This is a genomic window from Pseudoalteromonas luteoviolacea (assembly GCF_001750165.1).
Taxonomy (GTDB): domain Bacteria; phylum Pseudomonadota; class Gammaproteobacteria; order Enterobacterales; family Alteromonadaceae; genus Pseudoalteromonas; species Pseudoalteromonas luteoviolacea_G.
In genome coordinates, this window is the sequence record NZ_CP015412.1 from 493,137 (window position 1) to 515,537 (window position 22,401).

Sequence of the window (22,401 nt, forward strand, 5' to 3'; positions counted from 1 at the left end):
TTTTAACTAAAAAGCTAAGCTTCGACGCTAAAGGTTAAGTAAACACATGTTTAGGGCAATTTATCCCAATTGGTATGATTCATTTGATGCCAAGTGGTATTTTGCATCTTTCAAATATTAGAGGTATCACAAACCGATGAAAACTCGTTTATTTTTAATGTTCGTGTTGTTGGTTGGGTGGACGTTCAATGTGCATGCAACTTCTACACAATCTAGTACTGCTCTTAACGTAGAGCGCTTATGGCAGATGGAACGGCTCGGTTCGCCTGTTGTTTCGTCAGATGGAAATTTTATCGTCGCGCCTGTGACTAAGTTTGATGTTGCTAAGAATAAAGGCGATACGCAATTATGGTTGTTTGATGCTCAAGGGAAACCTGCTAGAGCATTAACATCAGCTAAACTGAGAGCGAGTGAGCCTGTATTTTCTCCTGACTCAACTCAACTGGCTTTTATCAGCAAGCGTGCAGATGATAAGGCTGGTCAAATTTATATTTTGCCTCTAAAAGAGCCTGGAGAAGCAAAAAGATTGACGCGTATTCCAACCGGTGTGAAAGGTATAAAGTGGGTAGGGCAGCATCTTTATTTTATCAGTTCAGTTTGGCCTCAAAAAACGTGGATTGAAATGGAAGGCCTTGTAAAAAAGCAAAAAGAAACGAAGGTGTCTGCGCGCCAGTGGAACGCGCTGCCTTACTCTTCTTTTGATCACTTCATTGATGAAGACCGACAAGCGCATATTTTTCGTATCCCAGCACACGGCGGCCAAGTAGAATCCATTACCGAGCCTATGGGAAAACAGCTAGTTCGTTCAAGTCAATCTGCTTTGAGTTATGACATTGATCCACAAGAGACGCACATTGCCTTTAATTCTAATGGTTGGGAAAACCAAGTTAATACAAAGACCGATATTTTTGTGGGTAAAATTGGCACTAAGCATGTTGTAAATATTACACCTGATAATAATGCCCCCGATTTCTCACCAAAATTTAACCAAAGCGGAAAAGTCTTAGCCTATTTGAGTCGAAGTATTCTGGGGTTTTACGCTGACACTGCGGTAATAAAACGATATGACTTAAAAGGCAAAAAAACGACAACACTTAACATAGACAAAGATCGTTCAGTTACAAATATTACATGGGCTGATAACGGTCGTGACTTTTATAGTTCGATAGACGATGCTGGTACTAGGCGTATTTACCACATTAGCGGTAAGAGTGGTAAAACTCGCGCCATCACTAAAGACACTAATTTTGGTGATCCCAAATTACTTGGTTCACGCAAACTTGTTACTACAAACGAGAGCTTTTTGTATCCGAAGCGTTTAGTGGTAGTAAATACACGTAACGGTAAAATAAATCGCTTAGATAGTTTGAATAAAGCCGTTATGTCAGAGGTTGAGTTAGGCACTTATGAGTCTGTAACATACAAGGGTGCTGAAGGACAGGACATACAAATGTGGGTTCATTATCCACCAGGGTTTGATAAATCTAAAAAGTACCCATTAATGATGTTAATTCATGGTGGGCCACATAATGCAATTACAGATGGATTTCATTATCGTTGGAATGCACAGACTTTCGCTTCTTGGGGCTATGTAACAGCGTGGCCAAATTTCCATGGCTCCAGTGGCTTTGGGCAAGCTTTTGCTGATGCCATCAACCCTGATTGGCGCACGAAACCGCTCAAAGATGTACAGTTGGCAACAAAATGGTTTGAGCAAAAGTCATGGATAGATCCCGAGCGTATGGTTGCGGCTGGTGCAAGTTATGGTGGTTTTTTAAGCTCTACTTTGCTTGGAGATAAACATTCTTTCAAAGCATTTTTAATTCATGCTGCTGTTTACAATATGTACTCTCAGATGTCGGCAGATTTCGCAGTTCACTCACCTCGTTTTGGTAACTATTGGGAGCAGCCTGATATCTATAAAAAGATCTCACCACACTATTATGCGGAGAACTTTGATACTCCAACTTTAATTGTACATGGTCAACTTGATTATCGAGTACCTGTAGGGCAGGGCTTTGAGTTATTCAGAACTTTGCAAACAAAAGGGGTTGAATCTAGGATGATTTATTTTCCTGATGAAAATCACTGGATCTTGAAGCCAAACAATTCAATCTACTGGTACAACGAGGTCGAAAAGTGGGTGGCGCGTTTTGCTGAGCCAGGCGCAAAGTAGTCGCTGAGTAATTAAAGTTAAAATAAAATGCAATTTTTGTAGATAACGAGATGGGTCAATGTGCGAATTTAGTTATTAAAGACTTTTTAAAGGCAAGATTGTACTGTTCATGACCATTTCATGTTATGTGATCTTGCTTTTAAGATAGCGTTGCGACCAATTTACTCAAATCTCAGTAGCCAAAAAGTCATATATTTAAGAGCGCCTAAACGACCTTTAGGCGCTCTCTAGATCTAGTTGCTGCTAATTAGTGGCCAGTTTCATATGAAGCATTGGCTGTGTTTGTTTGCTCCCATGTACCATCCTTGTATAGAATAATTGCTGAAGCATTATTGTTTCCAGAGTATGCTCTCACTGTAACATTACAACTTGTACCGCCGTTACATCTTGCAACGCCACTCCATTGCACCTCTTGAATAGGCTTTGTCACATCTTTTAAATAAAAACGTCCAGTAGTAGAACTACCGAAAGAGAAGTCAAAAGCCATACAGTTTTTAGTACCATTTCCCCATGAGTTACCACTACCTTTTGCGTATACATCACATACAAGTTGAGCAGAAAAAGCTGAGCCTGCAAAGAAAGTACCAGCGATCAGAGTAAAAGCTTTTAAAGTTGTTTTCATTTTATTTTCCTGTTTATTGATTTTTTATCGTTAAACGCATTTTCTATGCGAGTTAACAAATTAGTAAATATTCGAGGTATGAGTCAAGGGTGGTTTTGTTCGTTTTATGACCTTTTTCGGGTAATATATATTTGATTTTTTCTATTTATTTGGTGAGGTTATTCTTATTTTTAAGTGTTGCATTTTATGTAATTGCATGTGAAGCATATGTTTTAACTTCTTATTTTTAGATTTATAGTGCAATAATGTGTAGTTTGAAATTAAAAATGGCTTTGGGTATTACGCTTAAGTGTAAACTTTTAATCTCTTTGATATTTTTTTTCTGTAAACTCATGAGTTGTTTGAATAAAAAATATTTTTGTACACGTGTGATGCTTAAAGCACAGTGACTGAGTACCTTTTTTAGCTAAACTACATTTTTGCGTTGTTTTTTTGTTGTTTATCTGTTGTTTTCGGATATCTGAGGTCAGTCTATGAAAATTGGCTAACATATTTGTTGAATCACGTATTGTGTTAAGTCTGGTGCGAGTCATTTCGCCCATTATCTGTTCGTCAATATCTCTTTTATTCTTCTAACGTTATAATTCATGTCATAAATAAAAAAATCTATAAAGCAACAATGTATGTGAATGAAGGTTTATTTTACGGATTTGTTATGTCTAAAAATTGACGGGAAGATGAAATATAGGGTGTCCTGACTTTTCCTATAATTGTTTAATTACCTGTGTCACCTTAGAAGCGCTATTAAAATACTTATCAGCAAATAAAGATTACTTTTTAATTGTCTATTCGCATACAAAAAGCATTGAGCTATTGTTCATTTTACATATTAAATAGAGGGTCTAATGGCCCCTTTATGGTTACAAAATATTTCTAAGCAACACTAAGTTAAATGTTTCTGATAAGTTGTAGGTTGTTATTTAAATTTAATAAGGCCATCACAATGAAAAAACTTGCAATTGCCTTCGCTGCAACTGCTCTAACTGGCTGCTCAGTATCGATCAATGAAAAGAGCTTTATCAGACAGGATGATACAGTTACACCTTACACAAAAGAGTTTATCACTAAAGTGGATCAGATAACTCCTAACCATGTTATTAACATGATTTCTATACCGCTTCGTGATGAGGGCGTTGAGCTGCACGGAGTGCATTTAGACAACCCCAATACAAATAACACAATTTTGTATATCCCTGGAAATGGGATGAGTATTGAAAACTCTGCAGAGAAAGCATTGGTGGAGTTAGCTCAATATAATCTTGATATTGTTGTGTTTGATCGACGAGGGTTGGGGGCCAGCAATGGAACTTCTACAATTGCAAGTTTAGTTAAGGATGCTCAACTTACTTTTGATTATACACAGCGTCAACTACAAGCAGATAAAATAGTTGTACATGGATTTTCATTAGGTAGTTTCGTTGCTGCTCAAGTTGCTAAAACTAAGCCTATTGATGGGTTAGTCATGCAAGGCTCTGCGACAAATATTAGTGAGTGGATAGATAAAGCGGTCCCTTGGTATAAAAAGTTGCTTGTTGATGTCCAAGTGGATGACGTTTTTTTCACTGTTGATAATAAGGAGGTAGTAAGTCAGTTTTACTCAGGACCTTTATTAGTTATTGGTGGTGGCGAAGATAAACAAACACCAGTTTCTCTATCACATGCCTTGTACTCTGCCAGTAAAAGTAAGGACAAGGAAATCGTGATCTCTGATGAAGCGGGTCATTATCAAATGTTTGAAGATAAACAAGTACGTCGTTCCTATGATGATTTTGTTATGAGCCTATAGGAATATGTGTATTGGGCTCGCATCAAGCCTTTGCTAACCCAACTTTTAAATAGGTCCTTCGTATCAGCAGGGCGATGTTGGACAACCACACTCAGAATACCAAGTAGGGTTACGAGGTACCGAGGGACCGCATTCATCAGAATATTTATCAGTGTGATCACCCCCTGCAATACGGGGAGTCATATTTAGTGGCAGTTTCATCTTGTCTTTAGATAAACTTTTTAGTGTTTTTTTATTTAGTTTTTTCATTGTTTTTTCCTTAAATGAACTTGGTTCTAATTAACGTATATTAATTAGAAACAAATGTAAACAAATTGTTTTAAATCGTTTTTTTGAGGTGGTTCCTGACAATAGTTGCTCGCTTATAAAAGGCCATTCAGTTCGTTATAAGCTTGTTGCTTTATATTCATGAATTGAATTATATAAAGTTAGAGGCGCTTGAGCATGAAACAGGATATTGATACTGTCTATTTAATACACTTCAGTACGAGTGCCGTTTTATGAATGAAATACCGAGTTCTTCTCTTATTAAGTCATATGTTGACGATGCAGATTTTTATGACTGCTTTGTGTCTGATATTGATTTTTATCGAGGCGAAAAAGCACTTGAGTTATTTGTAGCCTCAGTGTCACGCTCACCCGGTTGGTTTAACTTTTTAATGGCCGTACGCAATAAGCTTATTTCTCGCTTTGGCATGAAAGATCTTGGTGCGATTGACGATGTTAATCTGAAGATAAGTTTAGAGAATATAAATGTTGGAGATAGAGTCGGGATTTTTACTCTTTATAAAAATACGCAACATGAAGTGATATTAGAGGACAAAGATAAACACTTAAACGTTAAAGTATCGTTTTATGTCGTACCAAATTGTTCTGGTGCCCAAATCTATGCGACTACGGTTGTCCATATAAACAATACATTTGGTAAGTGGTATATGTTTTTTATAAAGCCAGTACATAAGTTGATAGTACCGACATTATTACAGCGGCTTTGCAGCATGAAAAATGAATGTTGATAGGCAATACTTTGACAGGTTGGTTGCTAAAAGCCACAACCAACCCCTTGCTCAATGAGAATCTAACGTTCAATAAATGAAATTAGTTTTTCTGCAATTTGCGTGTTGTTTTGTGAACCAATAAACTCTTCGCGGCCTTTTCCGTGTGCAAACACCTGAACATCTATGGCGGTATGCCCACCTGTTGTCCATCCTGTGTAACTGGCTTCGTTTATTTGCTCGTTTATCGCTTTAAAAAGTGCTCTATCACCTTCATTTTTTGCTTCTTTAAGCTCCTCTGCGACTTCAGAGGTATACTCTAAACCAGTGAGTGCGACCCAGTCTTTTTCTATGTTCTTGCTATCTTTTAGTTTTGAGGTAATGGTTTTAACGGAAGCTTTAACATTGGCAACGACATCACGTTCCCATTTGTAGTCTCCATCTGCACCCAATGTCAGACCTCCGGTAGAGTGATCCGCTGTAATAACTAAGAGTGTATCAGGGTTTTTGTTGACATAGTCCTTAGCTAATTCAATCGACTGAGCAAAATCATCCATTTCTTGCATAGCGCACGCAATGTCGTTAGCGTGTCCACACCAGTCAATTTGGCTGCCTTCGATCATGACAAAAAAGCCTTCTTTGTTTTTGTCTTGATCAAGTAGGGTGAGTGCTTTATTCGTCATCTGAGTAAGGCGAATAGGGTTTTCATCAATAGCATGCGGCATGCCTTTTTCGGCAAAAAGTCCAATTGCAGGAACTGATTTAAGTGAGTTTAAATTATTTAAATCATCAATGTATTGATAGCCTGCCTGTTTGAATTCCGAAACGATATTTCTATCCTCTCGAATGAAGTACTTTGTACCACCACCTAACATTAAATCGACAGGTAATTTGCCTGCTATTTTGACATCTACATAATCGTTGGCGATTTCATCGTAGTTTCTTCTTGACTCATTATGTGCAGCAAAACTTGCAGGTGTTGCGTGGTTAATTTGTGATGTTGCGATTAACGCTGTAGTCATGCCTTTTTCTTTTGCCATTTGCAACATTGTTTTAAGTGGCTTTTTAGCTGTGTCGACTGCGATTGCACCATTGTAACTCTTTTTTGCCGTACTTAGTGCCGTCGCACCCGCCGCACTATCTGTCACTACTGTGTTATCGTCTGGATAAGTATGCGCCATACCAACTAAAATTGAGTCAAACACTGTTGGTTCTACTACTTTTGTTGTTTTGTCATCTTTGTAGTATCTATAAGCAGTTGTATATGCTGGACCCATGCCGTCACCTATCATGTAAATGATGTTTTTTGGTGCAGCGTAGGCTTGACTACTTGCCATGATTGAAATAGCCGCTGCAACTGCCGAAATTTTGCGTGACATAGTTTTTCCTTTGAATTCCCGTGTTTGATTTAAACCCTAATATGTAATAATTGAATTAATTATTTCTTTAGGCGTCTAGATTTTATCGCGTATGATCTTAACTAAATGTGTTTGTGAAGAATATCAATAAATGCTGATTAATAAAAAAAATGAGATGAAAGACAAATTTAAAGACGGCTTTGCTTGGCAACAGGTTGGCTGCGGTAAGCAAGCTGTAGTTTGTTTGCACGGGTGGTTAGATAATAGCAATAGCTTTATACCTATGACCGACATGCTGACTGAAAGTGAGTTAAAAAAGTATACTTGGTATTTGCTTGATTTACCTGGGCACGGACTGTCCTCGTGGAAATCTGATGACGCGCAATACTACTTCGTTGAGTATCTTTATGATGTTATACGCTTCATGAATGTGATTGACGTTAATAGTGCGCATTTCGTGGGCCACTCGATGGGGGCACTTATTGCTAATCTATTATCGAGTATTTTCCCAAATTACGTTCGGTCATTGAACTTAATTGATGGTATTGGACTCATATATCAGGGACATCAACATGCTAAAGCAAACCTAATCAAAGCCTTTGAAGAGCGATTAAAGTTAACGAAACAAAATAAACGTTGGTTTGATGACAAACAATCTATCATTAAAGCAAGGGCCCAAGTTGGTGGCTTTGATGAAAAATTAGCTGAGATTCTGATGGCAAGAAATATTATTACTGAGCAAGGCCAGTATAGGCTAAGTTCAGATCCAAAACTAAAACTGCCATCTACTATAAGACTAAACCAAGAACAGGCGATGAGCTTATTAGATAAAATTTCAGTAGGCACTATGCTTATTCTACCGGAAGAAGGATATGCTCAAATGCGTGATAACATGAAACAATTTCTTTCGTGTTTTGATAAGCTTAGTGTTTCAAGGGTATCAGGAGGCCATCATTGCCATATGCAATACCCTGAAGATATCTTAAAAAAGATTGTTAAACATATCGAAGAGCAGACGCTTTGTTGATTGTAACTTTGCTTTAAATATGGGAATATCCCTCAGTTAGAGTATTTACTCAATTGTTTAAGTGCCTTATTTGCTTTAAGGTAAATGTAAAAAAAGAACGAGAACACAGGAGCTAAGAGTGGAAAAAATCTGGCTAAAGCGCTATCCAGAAGGCATGCCGGCAACGATTGATCCAGAACACTACAACTCGCTGCTAGATTTAATAGACGAATGTTTCACCAATTATGCTCAGTTACCTGCTTATTCGAACATGGGTAAGACACTGACATATAAAGAAATTGATGACGCAACTAAATCGGTTGCAAGTTATATTCAAAATACACTTAAACTTGGCAAAGGTGATAAAGTCGCGGTTATGATGCCGAATTTATTGCAGACGCCAATTACCATTTTAGGTGTATTGAGAGCTGGCTGTACCGTTGTAAATGTAAACCCGCTTTACACCGTTAGAGAACTTGAACATCAGTTAAATGATTCAGAAGCTAAGGCTATTTTTATTTTGGCTAATTTTGCTAGCACATTAGAAAAAGCATTACCTTCAACACCTGTTGAGCACATTGTGCTTACACAAATTGGCGATTTACTTGGCGGCGTAAAAAAACACCTAGTCAATTTTGTCGTCAAAAAGATTAAGAAAATGGTGCCTGACTATAACTTACCGTCAGCCATTCCATTTACGCAAGCTATGAATGCAGATCCTAACGGGTATAGCAAACCCGATGTTAGTCAAAATGATCTGGCGTTTTTACAGTATACAGGCGGTACAACCGGTGTATCTAAAGGCGCTATGCTAACTCATGGCAATATGGTGGCGAATTTAGAGCAGGTATCTGGTTGTTTAGATAAGGTATTGGATAAAGGCAAGGAAGTAGTGGTAACCGCATTGCCGCTTTACCACATCTTTGCATTGACAGCGAATTGCTTAACCTTCATGAAATATGGTGGTCATAATATCTTGATCACTAATCCACGAGATATGGCCAGCTTTGTTAAAGACTTGGCTAAGTATCCATTTACGGTTATCACGGGTGTAAATACACTTTTTAATGGCTTACTCAATACTGATGGCTTTGCACAGTTAGACTTTTCTAAACTAAAAGTATCTCTGGGCGGGGGTATGGCTGTTCAGCGACCTGTTGCTGAAAGATGGCAGTCGGTAACAAACTCTCGTTTATTAGAGGGTTATGGTTTGACCGAGTGTGCCCCTCTTGTAACAATTTGTCCGCTGGACTTAGAAGGTTACAATGGCTCAATTGGTCTGCCAGCTCCGAGTACAGACTTAAAAGTTGTGCTTGAAAGCGGGGAAGAGGCACCTAAAGGAGAACCAGGTGAGCTTTTAGTTAAAGGCCCACAGGTTATGGCAGGTTATTATAATCGACCTGATGCAACCGCAGAGTGTTTACAAGACGGTTGGTTTGCTACTGGTGATATTGCTACCTATGACGATGAAGGTTTCTTTTATATCGTAGACCGTAAGAAAGACATGATACTTGTGTCTGGCTTTAATGTCTTCCCAAATGAGATTGAAGAGGTTGTTGCGAGTCATGATGGGGTACTTGAAGTTGCAGCTGTAGGTGTACCTCACGAGGTAAGTGGCGAGCAAGTCAAAGTTTTTGTTGTCAGAAAAGACCAATCCTTGTCAGAAAAAGATATAATAGCGCATTGTCGTGAAAACCTAACAAACTACAAAGTCCCAAAAATGGTTGAGTTCAGAGATGAATTGCCAAAAACGAATGTGGGCAAGATATTACGTAGGGCGTTAAAATAATGAAAAACCGGCATAAGCCGGTTTTTTTTCGCTAAGAGCGAAGGAGTCAATGTTGCAGTATCAGTTTATTCAAAATCAAGCTGAGTTAGATGAGTTTGTTAAGCTCATTTCTAATAGTAAAATTTTAGCAATAGATACCGAGTTTATGCGTCGTAGAACGCTATACCCGGAAAGTGCCTTGTTTCAAGTATTTGATGGTGCTCATCTTGCTTTGATCGATCCTTTAATTGATATGGACTTTTCAGCTTTATGGGCATTGTTTAACTCGCAAGAAGTAATAAAAATAATTCATTCTCCTTCCGAAGATATTGAAGTATTTCAAAAGTTTGCTGGTATTGTTCCTTCACCCTTGTTTGACACTCAGTTCGCATTACAGCTATTGGGAGAGGGTAATTGTGTCGGTTTTGCAAACATGGTCAAAAACCTGTTGGATGTAGAAATTGATAAAAGTATGTCACGTACGGATTGGTTGAAGCGCCCTCTGTCTGACAAACAACTAGAATATGCAGCGGCTGATGTATTTTATCTTTTACCTTGTTTTGAAAAATTGATTCTTAAAATAGAAGAAAAACAACTTTTTGATGTTGTTATATCTGAAAGTGAGCTGATCGCTAAAAAGCGTGCCTTTAGAGTCCCTGATGAGTACCTTTATCTAAATATTAAAAATGTTTGGCAGTTAAGAGGCCGAGACCTTGCGGTATTAAGGGAGTTGGCTGCATGGCGGATGAATAAAGCAGAGAAAAAGAACATTTCTGTTAATTTCATTTTAAAAGAACTCAACATGGTTGAAATTGCCAAAAGGCGCCCGAGTTCCCTTTCAAGCATGAGAAATATACCTGAAGTTGACGCAATGGAAGTAAATCGCTCAGGAAAAGAAATTTTAGCTTGTATTGAGGCTGGTAAAGCGGTTTCTGAAGATGTATTACCCTCAAAAGTGAAAAGGTTGATTGATTTTGCCCAGTACAAGAAAGCAGCTAAGGAAATAAAGTCTGATATTACAGATGTGGCTAAAAAGTTCGATTTGCCAGTGGATGTAATTGCTTCAAAAAAACAAATCAATCAAGTGATTAGTTGGAACTGGAAGCTCAGTGACAAAGAGCGCGAGGTTATGATTAAACCCGATTTGTTCCAAGGTTGGCGTAAACAACTCATTGGTGATGCACTTAAAAAGTGGGAAATATAACCTCTTTAGATTATTCTAGCGAAGCTAGGGCTTCGCTAGATTGACAAAGTCAGAGCTTAACTTGTTCACCTTCATTCAAAATATATAGGGGTGAAAGGGGTTTCAGTTCTTCCTTCATATGTAATAGTCTGAAAAGCGCAGAGTGAGATGTATGGTCACCCATCTTCCAGCTCATATTTCCATGCCCCCAAGGGATCATAACACCGCAATTTAGCTCATCAGCTGCAATGAGTGCATCTTCTGGCGTTAAATGGACGTTTCTATACCATTTTCCATGTTTTTCATGATGGTAAGAGGCGATTGGGATGAGACAGACATCCATATCACCATACTGTTGATGAATATCCTTAAAATGCCCTGAGTAACCAGTATCTCCGGCAAAGAATAATTTTCTGCCTTTACTTTCAAATACCCAGCCGCCCCAAAGTGTTTCATCATCATCACTCGTGATCATCGGTACAACAATACGGCTACTAAAATGGTGTGCAGGTACAAAGTGAATCTTTGTCTCGCCAATATCATATTGTGAGAACCAAGGCATTTCGACGATGCTATAACCTCCTGTGGGGAAGTAATCAGCGAAATTTAATGGAGTGAGATAAGTGGGATGATTCCCAATGTTCTCTATATCCGATTTATTGAAGTGATCATAGTGAATATGTGAATACACAACAGCTTTGGTGTTCTTTAATGTCTGTTCTGAATAAGCATTTGGCTCTGTCCGGTAAAAGCCACCAGCCAAATGTACAAATGCCCAATCTACTGGCCAGTCGAATTGGCCGGTGACAGGGTCAATTAATATGGTCTCTCCAGTAGGTGTCGTAACAGTAAAACTAGCATGGCCTAACCACCTGACATGGAATGTATTTTCTGTAGCAATTGAGAGGGTAGGGTTGTGGCCAACATACTGGCACCGTTCCATGTCATTTTCGCACTGAATTTCTGGACTTTTAGGGTAGCAATTGTCTTTACAAGTATAAGGATAATCTTCAGGCATCTTGTAAGTATTGGCAAATTGGTGAGTATAACCTTCTGTGACTTTATACTTAATGTCCTTAGTCGGTTCTAAGCGGTTGACATTATTTTGTGACGCACAACTTGCTATTAGTAAGCACAAAGGAAGCGGTAGATATTTGTTTATCATAGATATAAATTTCTTATTGTATTTAGTGTTGTCTGTCTCTATCCTGAAATTGCGTTAACTACTCAAACGTTATTTAACATCAAGTCACTTTGGGAGTGTTATGGATCGAGTGTCAGACGAAACTTGGTACGCAGTTTTATTGTTTTTCTCGCTGATAATAGTACCTTTTTTAATAGGGCTAGCAATATTTAAAATGTATCGAAAAGTGTTTCCTGTAAAACCTTCTGATCATGAGTCCGTTGTGGAAGAGCTAGACGCGAAACGAATCGGTTTTTTTAAACCTTTTCTCATTGGGTGGTTAATATGTGGACCGATTGTCTTTTGGTTTTACAATGAATATTTAGTCTATGTCTAGAGGCTAAATAGGCTCTTCCTTGAGCCTGTCTCACACTTAGGAAATTTGTTTTAGTCTATGTCGTGGTTACTTGGAAGCGATGAGAATGAACCATATCTTGTCACAGCATATGCACCACATTTAGCTGAAAAGTTCACTAAATCTAGTATTTTAGCTTCACAATTTACAATGTCTGAGAATGAAGTTTGAGATAGTTTCCTTGTGATTTCTGCCAGCAAACCACCAACAAATGCATCACCACCAGCCGTTGTATCTACAGCATTCACTTTTAGTGGTGTAATGTAACCAGAAAATTGCTCTGTAAAATAACGAATGTCATTCGCACCGTCTGTGATAATCAGCAGCTTAACCTGACTCGATAATATCGCTTCGATGGTATTTTGCTCGTCTTTAGATGGATGTGCATGAGTATTTAAGAAAATCAGCTCTTCCTTAGAAAGTTTGACGACATCAGATTGCGACATGATATGCCAAATCCTATCAAGGCAATGATTCATCGACGGCCACAGGTTTTCTCGTAAGTTCATATCAAAACTTTTGATAAGACCATGTTGTTTCGCTTTTTCCATTGCAGTCACAGTGCTGAGATAGATGTTTTTCTCAGTTAAACTGTTAGAGCATACGTGTAAGATTTTACCTTGCTCAAACATCTCTTCTTCGAAATCTTCTGCACGGAAAAGTAAATCGGCTGCAGGTGGTCTATAAAAGCTAAAACTGCGCTCGCCCTCACTATCTAGTGAAACAAAAGCCAAGGCTGTTTTTGCTTCAGCGGTAAACTTTACGAATTGAGTATTTACTTGATGACCTGACAATTCTTCTTTTAAAAAGCGTCCAAACATGTCATCGCCTAGCATCCCGCAAAATGTGCTTTTTACACCTTGCTTAGCAACAGCAACAGATACATTTGCTGGCGCGCCGCCAGCATATTTTGTAAAAGACTCTGGCGTACCGCCATCGGACAAGAAATCGATTAGAGCTTCACCAAAACAAACAACAGCCATTAACTTTTCTCTCTTAAATTATATGCTCTTAACACTTCGTAACAGGCACCCATTGTATGATAGTCTGTTTTGCCAGCTGGACTCTTTTCATCACTGTAACTGCGGTTGTCTTGAGTTAAAATTCGATACCAAGCGCCATATTTATGGTCGATCATATTATCCCAGCTGTATTGCCAGATTTTCTCATACCATTGCCAGTATTTATCATCGTTAGTTTCAATTGCTAATAACGCTGCTGCAGCGAAACTTTCAGCTTGAACCCAGAAGTATTTATCGCCATCGCAAATACTTTTATCTGGTGCGAAGCCGTAGCAAATTCCGCCATGTTCTTTATCCCACGCATACTCAAGCGCTTGATCAAATAAGAACTTAGCCTTGTCTACCATCCATGCTTCAGGTTTATGTCTATGTAAGATAAGCAACAGTTTGGTCCATTCTGTTTGGTGACCTGGCTGGAACCCCCAAGGTCTAAATAAATGCTTAGGATTCTCTTTGTTATAATCCCAATCGATTTCCCAATTGTTGTTGTAATGCTCCCAAACCAGACCATCAGCTAAGCTTGCTTGTCTTACCGTCATATTGTGGGCAAGTGTGTAAGCGCGGTCTAAAAACTTGTTATCATTGGTTGCTTCAAAACACATCAGCAGTGCTTCACACATATGCATGTTTGCGTTTTGACCTCGATACTTATCTGCTTCTGTAAAGTTGGTGTTAAATTCATCTAGGTATAAGCCAAATGCTGAGTCATAGTATTTTTCTTCTAATAGTGACCAGACTTGTTCGATAGTATCTTTTGCTGAGTTGATACCGGCTTTTACAGCCATCGCATTTGCAAGCAATACAAATGCAAGGCCATAACAATGGTTGGTGAGATCGCTTGCCTCCCCATTTTCGATAAGCCAGGCATATCCGCCGGTTTCTTGCTTGTGGAACTTTTCTAAATAATCTAAACCGTGTTGGACTAATTCCAGATATTCCGTTTTATCCGTGTTGATATAGGCCATGGCATAGTTAAAAACAAAGCGCGTGCTAGAAACCAGATGACGAGTGCTGTCATCATAAATGTCACCATTGTCCTTGAAGAATTGATAAAACCCACCCTGGTTGTCTATGCATCTAGGGTGATAAAACGCCATAGTTTTATCGATATGTTGCTGTAAAAAATCTCTACTTTTAAAATCTAGCGACATTATTTGTGCTCCACTCTCAAATCGCTTAGCGGTCAATGCATGTAATCGCTTAATAAACTGCGATGTATACATTATTTATCTGAATTTTCTCTACTCAGTGTATTGACCGTGTTTTCTCATTTATTCATTTACTGTAGCATCTTAAAAAAAATAATGGAACGATCCAATAAAACATTTGTGATTTTCTTGTAACAATGTGTAGAATCATTACATCCTTTAACATGGAGTAATCCGAGTGAGTGAAATCAACATGAATCAAAGCTTTGCTGCAGGCACCCAGAACAACGAAAAAAACTATTTTTTTCCGCTTGCTGCAATGACAACCCTATTCTTTTTATGGGGTTTTATTACGGTATTTAACGATGTTTTAATCCCGAGGTTAAAAAGCGTTTTTGACTTAAACTATACAGAAGCAATGTTAATCCAATTTTGCTTCTTTATTGCCTATTTCGTTGTTTCTCTTCCAGCAGGCAATTTAGTTAAGCGATTAGGTTATCAAAAAGGGATCATTATTGGCTTAATCGTCGCTGCAGCAGGTTGTTTATTATTTTATCCTGCGGTTATCGTGCATCAGTACTGGGTGTTCCTAACGGCATTGTTCGTAATGGCATCTGGTATTGTTATCTTACAAGTGTCTGCTAATCCTTATGTTGCAGCACTCGGAGCTCCTAAAACGGCATCTAGTCGATTAAACTTGGCGCAAGCGTTAAACTCACTAGGGACTACTTTAGGCCCCATTGCTGGTGGAATGCTACTTTTTGGTGCAGGCAGTGCAGCAGTTGTAGAAGCTGCCAATGCTGATTCTGTAAAAGTTCCTTATTTGGTTATTGCAGGTTGTTTGCTTGCAATCGCGGTCGTATTTGCGTTTTTAAAGCTACCTACAATCGAAGCGCATATCGAAACCGAAGACTGTAAAGTCAAAGACAAGAACTTAAAAGAAGCACCGCATTTAATAATGGGTGTAGTGGCTATATTTTGTTATGTTGGCGCGGAAGTTTCTATTGGAAGCTTTATTGTTAATTATTTCGCTGAAGAACATATCGGCGGCTTAGATGCGCCAACGGCAGCTAAATTGCTTGGTTATTACTGGGGTGGGGCGATGGTTGGTCGTTTCATTGGCTCTCAAGCGCTTAAATTTGTGGCACCGTCTAAAGCATTAGTATTCAATTCTATATTTGTCATGTTGTTGCTGGCAATGACTATGTTTACAGAAGGTAATATTGCAATGGTGTCTGTGTTGGCGATAGGTTTGTTTAACTCAATCATGTTCCCAACTATTTTTACAACGGCTATTGAAGGTCTAGGTTCACTGACAAGTAAAGGTTCTGGTTGGTTGTGTTTGGCCATAGTGGGTGGTGCAATTATTCCACTACTACAAGGTGTTGTAGCAGATACCATGCATATTCAAATCAGCTTCATTGTTCCACTTGTTTGCTATATTTTTATCGCTTGGTACGGCTTAAATGTCGAAAAGCTATCCAAGCAATGGCATGACAAAATAGCGTAGCGAAAAAACTTCTTTCTAAAAAGGCAAGTGTTCACTTGCCTTTTTTAACTTAAATTTATAAATTTCTATCTCATAAGTATTGAATACGTATTCATAGACGTTGTATATTAAACTCAGTTGGAACGATCCAATCATAATTTAGAATAAAGGAGAGGCACATGCATCGCTCTATTTGGGCTGCAGCTATGTTGTCACTTACCTCTGTTTCTTCGGTAAGTGTTGCAAGCGAATCAAACACGCAGTGGGTTGATACATTCATCGGTACTGGGGGGGATGGTCATACTTTCCCTGGTGCAGTTGTTCCATTTGGTATGGTCCAATTAAGTCCTGATACTGATAACCCAATGCGCGGCGTTTCACCACAACCAGAAATATATAAGCGTTGTGCAGGTTATCATTATGATGATCATACGATTGTTGGTTTCTCTCATACGCACTTTTCTGGTACCGGTCATTCTGATTTAGGTGACTTATTGGTAATGCCAATTACCGGCGATGTGAAGCTAACAGCTGGGACTGCAGAAAAACCTGATACAGGTTATCGCTCGCGTTTCTCACATGATAAAGAGTGGTCTGAACCAGGCTATTATGGCGTTGAATTACAAGACTACGATGTTACAGCCGAGCTAACGGCAACAACACGTGTGGGTATGCACAAATATACCTTTAATAGTCATGATGACGGTCATGTCCTATTTGATTTAACAAGCTCTATCTATAACTTTGAAAGTAAGGTTATTTGGAGTGACATTCGTAAAGTGGATGACAGAACGTTAGTTGCATACCGTGCGACAAATGGATGGGCACGCAACCGACAAATGTACTTTGCGATTCAATTCTCGCAGCCTATCGATGACTATGAGTTCATCAATGAAGACAACATGCGTTACAGATGTATGAATTGTCTGAATACCAAGCAAAAGCACTCAACGATTGAAAACAAAGCAGTAAAAATGACGGCGGGTAAAGCGGTTAAATTTGTAGCTTCATTCAATGGTCTAAAAGACAAACCGCTTTATGTTAAAGTTGGCTTGTCAGCAGTGAGTCGCTCCAATGCGCTTGAAAACTTAAATGCAGAAATCCCTCATTGGGACTTTGATAAAGTGCGTGCTGAGTCAAAACAACTTTGGGCTAATTATTTAGATAAAGTTGATGTGGAAGGCACGGTATCTGAGAAACGTCAATTCTACACAGCACTTTACCACGCATTACAAGCACCAAGCATTTACCAAGATGTAAACGGTCAATACCGTGGTGTTGATGGTGAAATCCATGATGGGAAAGGCTTTGAGCACTATACACTGTTTTCTCTTTGGGATACTTATCGTGCTCTTCACCCGTTACTGACTTATATTGATCCAGATCGTGTATCAGGCATGATCCAATCTATGTTGGTTCATTATCAACAGAGCTATGAAAAGATGCTACCTATCTGGTCTTTCCATGCACACGAAACTTGGACAATGATTGGCTATCATGCTGTATCAGTGATCGCTGATGCCTACCTTAAAGGCATTCGTGACTATGATATTGATTTAGCAGTTGAAGCGATAACTAACACCGCAAATAACAAGGTGTATGACGCAATCCCAGAGTATAAAAAGTATGGCTATGTACCAATGGATGTATTGCCTGAGTCAGTGTCTATTACGCTAGAGTATGCGTATGACGACTATGCAATTGCTCGTATGTTTGAAGCGATGGGCAAAACAGAGCTTGCTAAAGATTACTATGCGCGTGCAATGAGCTATAGAAACGTGTTTGACCCTGAAACTAAGTTCATGCGTGGCCGTGATACTAAAGGCAACTGGAACCCAGACTTTAATGCATATGAAGCAAAGTATATGGGCGCATTTACTGAAGGTAACTCAATGCAATACAGCTTTTATGTACCGCATGATGTTGCTGGCTTAATTGACTTGATGGGTGGCGATGACGCATTTGAAAAACGTTTAGATGACTTATTCGATACCCATTTATCTGCGGACATGATCAAAGAACATGAAGATATCGCTGGCTTAATTGGTAACTATGCTCATGGTAACGAACCAAGTCACCATATTGCTTATCTTTATAACTATGCTGGTAAGCCTTGGCGTACACAAGAGCGTATCCGCCAAATCATGGATACATTAAGCTCTGATAAGCCTGATGGCCTTGCGGGTAACGATGATGTTGGTCAGATGTCTGCTTGGTATATTTTCTCAGCGATGGGCTTCTATCCAGTAGCCCCAGGTGATTTGTCATACGCAATTGGTGCGCCGCAAACACCAAAAGTAACTTTAAAGCTGGCAAATGGTAAAACATTTACAACCACTGCTAAAGGTCTAAGCAAAACACATAAGTATATTCAGTCTGTGAGCTTAAATGGCAAGCCACTTAACCGTAACTACTTAACGCATGCAGACATTATGGCTGGTGGTGAACTTAAGTATGTAATGAGCGATAAGCCGAACAAGGCATGGGGAAGCGAAATTACCGCGCGTCCACCATCAATGTCGGAGTATAACTAAGCATGAAAGTGACAACTGCAATCTCTTCGCTTGCAGTGGCTATGGGCCTTATGGTCCATAGCGCATCAGCGTTAGACAAAATTGATACCGCAATAAAGCCAATACAGTTTCAAGCTGACATTGCGTGGCAACAGTTTCCTTTGCCTAATGTGCAAATTAGAAACTTCAGCAAAGAAACTGTGCCTGTTTGGCAGCACATTAATGTCAATTTGATAAAGCAGATCTCGTATAACGTTGCACGTATTTTATATAGTGAAAAACAGCGTGCACCAAAGTTACCATTATTAGAGATTATCATCGAAGATATGGATGGCGTTGCGTATAAAGAAGGGACCTTCGATGGCGCTAAAATCCATATCAGTGCGCAATATCTCAATAAATTTGCACAAAACAAGAGTGCACAAGCGTTATATGATGAGTTAATTGGCGTGCTTTATCATGAAATTGCCCATGCATATCAGCTAGATGATCATAATTACCAAGAGATTGGGCCAATTATTGAAGGTATTGCTGATGTTGTGCGCATGAAAGGTGGGTATGTTGATTTTGAGCACCGTAAAATCGGTGGAAATTATGACACAGGTTATAAGACCACTGCGTTTTTCTTGCATTGGTTAGAAGAAAATCATCACCCTAACTTGTTGGTAGAGCTAAACGCCCAATTAGATCCTTCTGATAACAAAAAATGGAGCTGGAAGAGCTTTTCATCAGAGATGGAAATCAATCTCGATACAGCTTGGTCAAATTATCAAAGTAAGCTCTAATTTTAGTTCTTTTTTACTATATCAAAGGCAAGTCTAACTTGCCTTTTTTATTGCCAATTAAAAATAATTCAATAAATTTATAATATAAAGATAAAAACTGCCGATAACAGGGGGACAAACTCTTAAAGATTTGATACAACCTACTTAGTAGTAGATAAGAACAACAACAGGATCTGCATGTTTAGCGCCTTTAAATTTACCACCAAAATCACACTTGCGGCCTCGGTCGTACTTGTTATCGTTTTAAGTCTATTTACAGTGAATAACTTTGTCTTGATGCGTTCTCAGACTCAAGACCAGTTAACACTTGTATTACAAGAAATTTCTCAATCAGTATCACAAAATATTGCTAACTGGTTAAATGACCGCTTAGACATCGTTCAGTCGGTTGCTGAAGGTCATTTAAAGTCTGACAGTAATGAAGATGTGCGCCGAAGATTGCAAACAGCCGCAGCAGCAGGTCATTTCAAAAATACCTTCATAGGTACGCCGGATGGTCAATTTGTGTTAAATGATGCGTCTATTGTCTTACCTAGCGATTTTGATGCCACAACACGCCCTTGGTATCAACTTGCGGTGCAAAAGCGTGACACGGCCTTTACCACACCCTATACAGATGCAACAACCAATGAGCTGACCATCACGGCCGTGGTACCTGTATACAGTAACGGTGTCTTGGCTGGCGCTGCCGGTGGTGACATAGATATGGCAACTATCACAGAAATCATCAATGAGATTGATTTTCTTGGCTTTGGATATGGGTTTTTGCTCGATGGTGAGGGGCGTATCTTAAGTCACCCAAATACACAGATGAATGACAAAAATATGCGTCAGTTATTCGGCCAGCAGCTCAATTTGCAACAGGAATTTGTTGAACTTGAGATAGACGGCAAAGAAAAGCTAGTCTCTTTTGTCAAAATGCATGGTATTAAAAATGTTGATTGGTTTTTAGGTGTGGTTATCGACAAAGAAATAGCATATTCATCAATTTCTTCGTTTAGAAATATGGCTCTGATTTATATGCTATTGGGTGTTGTTGTCATTGTGGTGATGATGCAATTGTTACTTAAGTATTTAATGAGACCAATGACTCATCTTAACGAAGCAATTAAAGATATCGCTCAAGGTGAAGGTGACTTAACTAGACGTCTTGTTGTTGAGAATAACGACGAGTTTGGTGAATTGTCTAATTACTTCAATTTGTTTGTTGAGAAAATCCATCAGAGTATTTCAAAAGTAAAAAGCACTACAGATGCGCTCGAAAGTGTGATGGAAGGGTTGCAAAAACAAACTCAGGAAGCGCTTGATATTTACACCGAGCAAACCAAGCGTACAGACAATGTGGCAACAGCTATCAATGAATTGTCCTCAAGTGCAATTGAGATTTCAAACAATGCCAAGCATGCATCGGAATTAGCAACGGGTGCCAATACGCTATCGGATGAAAGTCAATCAGCGTTAAACTCTAATATTGAAGAGATCGGCGCACTGAGCTCTAAAATGCAAGAAGCCCAGTCAACCATTGATGGTTTGGATAGATTGACCGCAAGTATCGGTCAGGTATTGGAAGTTATCAAAGGGGTGAGTGAGCAGACAAACTTACTTGCGCTTAATGCGGCGATAGAAGCTGCACGTGCCGGTGAGGCGGGTCGAGGGTTTGCGGTTGTTGCAGACGAAGTAAGGCAACTTGCACAGCGTACTCAAGAATCGACGCAAGAAATTGAAAACACCATTGGTGAATTACAGCAAGGCTCTGCTTCTGCGGTTGCGGTGATGAAACTGAGTATTGAGGACTCTAGTGCCAGTGCTGAGCAAGCTCAGTCAGCGGGCACCAAAATGCAAGAGGTCTCTCATGCTATTGAGTCCATTGATGGCATGAATCATGCTGTTGCAAATGCAACTCAGGAGCAAAATACCGTAATACAATCCTTAGATGGGGATATTCACGGCATAAGCGATTTATGTGTTCAGGGCAGTGCAAGTTTGCAGCAAACGCTGGATGAATGCAAAACGTTAAAATTGCAATTTGATGAATTAGAACACATGATGAATAAATTTAAAGTATAACAATTAAAGGGCTGTATAAATGCAGCCCTTTTTAATATTGAATTATTTAGTATAAACCCCTTCTTTAAACTTATATTACACCTGTCACAGTAATGTATTAATTGCGCAACACGGTTGTCATTTTTCGTATTTAAACTGCACACACTTCAAAATTGGAACAAGCAAATATTATAAAAGGTGTGTGAGATGAAGTGCGTTAACCAATTGCTTTTAGCGGGCGCGTTTGCAGTAGCAAGCAGTGCGCAGGCAAACGATCTCAATCAAGTAATAGACTCTAGCTCTGCCATTAATAAATCAGCGCTAACTTCTCAAAATAAAATCGATGCGATTTCAGATAATATGCAGTCTCGTCTGCAGCAATTTAGAACGCTGAATAAGGAAATTGAAGGCCTTGTTGTATACAACAGCCAATTAGAAAAGCAAATTAATAACCAATTAGAAGAAATGGCAGCGATCAATGCGTCGATGGACCAAGTGTCTGTTATTGAGCGTCAGATAACGCCATTAATGCTTCGAATGATTGCAGGTCTTGAGCAATTTGTCGCGTTAGATGTGCCTTTTTTATCAGAAGAGCGTGCTAATCGTATAGCGACGCTTAAAGCAATGATGGACAGAGCTGACATCACTTCAAGTGAAAAATTCCGCCGTGTTTTAGAGGCTTATCAAGTTGAGGTTGAATACGGTCGCACAATCGAAGCTTATTCAACTCTGATTACTATTGATGGACAAGAACGTGAAGTAGACATGCTGCGTATTGGTCGTCTAGAGCTATTGTATGTCACTAAAGACGCTGCAAAAGCTGGCAGTTGGAATAAAGAGTCAAAGCAATTTGTCGCTCTGCCTAATACCAACATTAGCCAAATTAATAAGGGTGTACGTATTGCGCGTAAGCAACTTGCCCCTGATATGTTAACACTGCCAGTCCAAGCTGCTCAATAAGAGGTA

Annotated in this window: 16 protein-coding genes; 11 read left to right on the forward strand and 5 right to left on the reverse strand. The window is 39.1% G+C overall.

The window, feature by feature from the left end; translation table 11 throughout:
• The first annotated feature begins 136 nt into the window (after positions 1-136).
• Positions 137-2,176: an alpha/beta hydrolase family protein gene (locus tag S4054249_RS22695; RefSeq protein WP_046357500.1), complete on the forward strand. Its 2,040-nt coding sequence runs from the start codon at positions 137-139 to the stop codon at positions 2,174-2,176.
• Between the two features lie 247 nt (positions 2,177-2,423).
• Here S4054249_RS22695 and S4054249_RS22700 read toward each other — a convergent pair whose 3' ends face one another.
• Entirely contained in the window at positions 2,424-2,798 is a 375-nt protein-coding gene (locus S4054249_RS22700; protein WP_046357501.1) for a hypothetical protein, read from the reverse strand.
• A gap of 943 nt (positions 2,799-3,741) precedes the next feature.
• Between S4054249_RS22700 and S4054249_RS22710 the strand changes: the two genes are divergently transcribed.
• Entirely contained in the window at positions 3,742-4,584 is an 843-nt protein-coding gene (locus S4054249_RS22710; RefSeq protein ID WP_046357503.1) for an alpha/beta hydrolase, read from the forward strand.
• A gap of 500 nt (positions 4,585-5,084) precedes the next feature.
• Complete coding sequence (locus S4054249_RS22720) at positions 5,085-5,600, forward strand: DUF2867 domain-containing protein (protein ID WP_046357505.1); 516 nt, start codon at positions 5,085-5,087, stop codon at positions 5,598-5,600.
• A gap of 62 nt (positions 5,601-5,662) precedes the next feature.
• Here the strand turns inward: S4054249_RS22720 and S4054249_RS22725 are convergent, their stop codons facing one another.
• Positions 5,663-6,958, reverse strand: coding sequence for an alkaline phosphatase (locus S4054249_RS22725; RefSeq protein WP_046357506.1), 1,296 nt, complete (start codon positions 6,956-6,958; stop codon positions 5,663-5,665).
• Positions 6,959-7,088: 130 nt separating this feature from the next.
• On the opposite strand from S4054249_RS22725, the gene S4054249_RS22730 reads away from it, so the two are divergent.
• From S4054249_RS22730 to rnd, 3 genes are all read left to right on the forward strand, one after another.
• Positions 7,089-7,964, forward strand: a complete 876-nt coding sequence (locus S4054249_RS22730; protein ID WP_052961082.1) for an alpha/beta fold hydrolase — start codon at positions 7,089-7,091, stop codon at positions 7,962-7,964.
• A gap of 118 nt (positions 7,965-8,082) precedes the next feature.
• The gene (gene fadD / locus S4054249_RS22735; protein ID WP_046357507.1) at positions 8,083-9,732 is read left to right on the forward strand and encodes a long-chain-fatty-acid--CoA ligase FadD; all 1,650 of its coding nucleotides are present in this window, start codon (positions 8,083-8,085) and stop codon (positions 9,730-9,732) included.
• Positions 9,733-9,784: 52 nt separating this feature from the next.
• Positions 9,785-10,915 carry a ribonuclease D gene (gene rnd / locus S4054249_RS22740; protein ID WP_046357532.1) on the forward strand — a complete coding sequence of 377 codons (1,131 nt, stop codon included), beginning with the start codon at positions 9,785-9,787 and terminating at the stop codon, positions 10,913-10,915.
• 49 nt (positions 10,916-10,964) lie between these two features.
• Here rnd and S4054249_RS22745 read toward each other — a convergent pair whose 3' ends face one another.
• The 3 genes from S4054249_RS22745 to S4054249_RS22760 all read right to left on the reverse strand — a co-directional run bounded on the left by S4054249_RS22745 (position 10,965) and on the right by S4054249_RS22760 (position 14,605).
• Positions 10,965-12,059, reverse strand: a complete 1,095-nt coding sequence (locus tag S4054249_RS22745) for an MBL fold metallo-hydrolase (protein ID WP_046357508.1) — start codon at positions 12,057-12,059, stop codon at positions 10,965-10,967.
• Between the two features lie 405 nt (positions 12,060-12,464).
• Positions 12,465-13,415: a carbohydrate kinase family protein gene (locus tag S4054249_RS22755; protein ID WP_046357510.1), complete on the reverse strand. Its 951-nt coding sequence runs from the start codon at positions 13,413-13,415 to the stop codon at positions 12,465-12,467.
• Complete coding sequence (locus tag S4054249_RS22760; protein ID WP_046357533.1) at positions 13,415-14,605, reverse strand: AGE family epimerase/isomerase; 1,191 nt, start codon at positions 14,603-14,605, stop codon at positions 13,415-13,417. The genes S4054249_RS22755 and S4054249_RS22760 overlap by 1 nt, the downstream gene beginning before the upstream one ends.
• A gap of 235 nt (positions 14,606-14,840) precedes the next feature.
• Between S4054249_RS22760 and S4054249_RS22765 the strand changes: the two genes are divergently transcribed.
• The 5 genes from S4054249_RS22765 to S4054249_RS22785 all read left to right on the forward strand — a co-directional run bounded on the left by S4054249_RS22765 (position 14,841) and on the right by S4054249_RS22785 (position 22,395).
• The gene (locus tag S4054249_RS22765; RefSeq protein WP_046357511.1) at positions 14,841-16,112 is read left to right on the forward strand and encodes a sugar MFS transporter; all 1,272 of its coding nucleotides are present in this window, start codon (positions 14,841-14,843) and stop codon (positions 16,110-16,112) included.
• A gap of 185 nt (positions 16,113-16,297) precedes the next feature.
• A complete protein-coding gene (locus S4054249_RS22770; RefSeq protein WP_230851957.1) occupies positions 16,298-18,625 on the forward strand; it encodes a GH92 family glycosyl hydrolase in 2,328 nt (775 codons plus the stop codon).
• Between the two features lie 2 nt (positions 18,626-18,627).
• Complete coding sequence (locus S4054249_RS22775) at positions 18,628-19,389, forward strand: basic secretory protein-like protein (protein WP_052961083.1); 762 nt, start codon at positions 18,628-18,630, stop codon at positions 19,387-19,389.
• A gap of 177 nt (positions 19,390-19,566) precedes the next feature.
• A complete protein-coding gene (locus S4054249_RS22780) occupies positions 19,567-21,456 on the forward strand; it encodes a methyl-accepting chemotaxis protein (RefSeq protein ID WP_046357513.1) in 1,890 nt (629 codons plus the stop codon).
• Between the two features lie 186 nt (positions 21,457-21,642).
• Entirely contained in the window at positions 21,643-22,395 is a 753-nt protein-coding gene (locus S4054249_RS22785; RefSeq protein WP_046357514.1) for a DUF3450 domain-containing protein, read from the forward strand.
• The last annotated feature ends 6 nt before the right edge of the window (positions 22,396-22,401 follow it).

What these genes read in the sequence shown, in the direction of transcription:
- S4054249_RS22775 (WP_052961083.1), top strand. Translation starts at nt 18,628, where the DNA reads ATGAAAGTGACAACTGCAATCTCTTCGCTTGCAGTGGCTATGGGCCTT.
- S4054249_RS22780 (WP_046357513.1), top strand. Translation starts at nt 19,567, where the DNA reads ATGTTTAGCGCCTTTAAATTTACCACCAAAATCACACTTGCGGCCTCG.
- S4054249_RS22745 (WP_046357508.1), bottom strand. Translation starts at nt 12,059, where the DNA reads ATGATAAACAAATATCTACCGCTTCCTTTGTGCTTACTAATAGCAAGT.
- S4054249_RS22770 (WP_230851957.1), top strand. Translation starts at nt 16,298, where the DNA reads ATGTTGTCACTTACCTCTGTTTCTTCGGTAAGTGTTGCAAGCGAATCA.
- S4054249_RS22720 (WP_046357505.1), top strand. Translation starts at nt 5,085, where the DNA reads ATGAATGAAATACCGAGTTCTTCTCTTATTAAGTCATATGTTGACGAT.
- S4054249_RS22695 (WP_046357500.1), top strand. Translation starts at nt 137, where the DNA reads ATGAAAACTCGTTTATTTTTAATGTTCGTGTTGTTGGTTGGGTGGACG.
- S4054249_RS22730 (WP_052961082.1), top strand. Translation starts at nt 7,089, where the DNA reads ATGCTGATTAATAAAAAAAATGAGATGAAAGACAAATTTAAAGACGGC.
- S4054249_RS22760 (WP_046357533.1), bottom strand. Translation starts at nt 14,605, where the DNA reads ATGTCGCTAGATTTTAAAAGTAGAGATTTTTTACAGCAACATATCGAT.
- S4054249_RS22785 (WP_046357514.1), top strand. Translation starts at nt 21,643, where the DNA reads ATGAAGTGCGTTAACCAATTGCTTTTAGCGGGCGCGTTTGCAGTAGCA.
- S4054249_RS22710 (WP_046357503.1), top strand. Translation starts at nt 3,742, where the DNA reads ATGAAAAAACTTGCAATTGCCTTCGCTGCAACTGCTCTAACTGGCTGC.
- S4054249_RS22755 (WP_046357510.1), bottom strand. Translation starts at nt 13,415, where the DNA reads ATGGCTGTTGTTTGTTTTGGTGAAGCTCTAATCGATTTCTTGTCCGAT.
- S4054249_RS22700 (WP_046357501.1), bottom strand. Translation starts at nt 2,798, where the DNA reads ATGAAAACAACTTTAAAAGCTTTTACTCTGATCGCTGGTACTTTCTTT.
- S4054249_RS22725 (WP_046357506.1), bottom strand. Translation starts at nt 6,958, where the DNA reads ATGTCACGCAAAATTTCGGCAGTTGCAGCGGCTATTTCAATCATGGCA.